The organism is Streptomyces zinciresistens K42 (assembly GCF_000225525.1).
Classification (GTDB): Bacteria; Actinomycetota; Actinomycetes; order Streptomycetales; family Streptomycetaceae; genus Streptomyces; species Streptomyces zinciresistens.
The window spans coordinates 1-922 of record NZ_AGBF01000462.1; the positions used below are offsets into that span (position 1 = coordinate 1).

1 pseudogene is annotated in these 922 nt (G+C 67.8%); it reads left to right on the forward strand.

What is annotated here, in order from left to right:
* Positions 1 to 922 (forward strand): annotated as a pseudogene (locus tag SZN_RS39545) (IS5 family transposase); the annotation flags it as partial.

Consider the following 922-nt stretch of genomic DNA (forward strand, 5'->3'; position numbering starts at 1 on the left):
CGACCTCAACTTTCGGATGCCGAGTGGGAGTTCGTGTCCGCGTTCCTGCCGGTCGGTGAGTACGGGCCGTACCCGGAGAACCTGCGGGCGCACTTCGAGGGCGTCGTGTGGCGGTTCAGGAACGGTGCGAAATGGCGGGAGTTGCCCGAACGATTCGGGCACTGGTCCACCGTTTACGGCCGGTTTCGGCAGTGGCGGGATGCCGGGGTGTTCACCGCGGTGTTCCAGGGTGCGATCGCCGAGGCGGCGAAGCGGGGCCTGGTGGGCCTGTCGCTGGTCAGCGTGGACTCGACCACGGTCCGGGCCCATCACGATGCTGCCGGGATGATCGTGAAGCCCGAGATCCTGGAAGCGCTGGAGGAGGCCGCCGCGGAAAAGGGGGCGCCGGCCAGGGACAAGACGGGCAAACAGACCCGGAGCGGGAAGAACGGCGACGCGTGAGGCGTCGCCGCAGTGCCCGACTCGCCGCTGCCGGCCTGGGACGTTCCCGCGGCGGGCTGACCACCAAGACGCACCTGTCCTGTGTGCCGCAATGCCTGCCCCTCTCACTGAAGATCACTGCGGGGCAGGCCGGCGACAGTCCGCAGTTCATCCCCGTCCTGAACAAGATCCGCGTCCCCGGCCCGGTCGGCCGGCCCCGCACCCGGCCCGGCGCAGTCGCGGGCGACAAGGCGTACTCGTCCCGCCGGAACCGTTCCCATCTGCGCAAACGCGGGATCAAAGCGGTCATCCCCGAGAAGAAGGACCAGGCCGCCCACCGCAAGAACCGCGGCTCACGCGGCGGACGGCCCGTCACCTGGGACAAGCAGCTGTACAAGCTCCGCAACAGCGTCGAACACACCATCAACAAGATCAAGGACTGGCGCGGTCTCGCTGTCCGCTACGACAAAAAGCCTGAAAGCTACCAGGCCGGACTCGAATT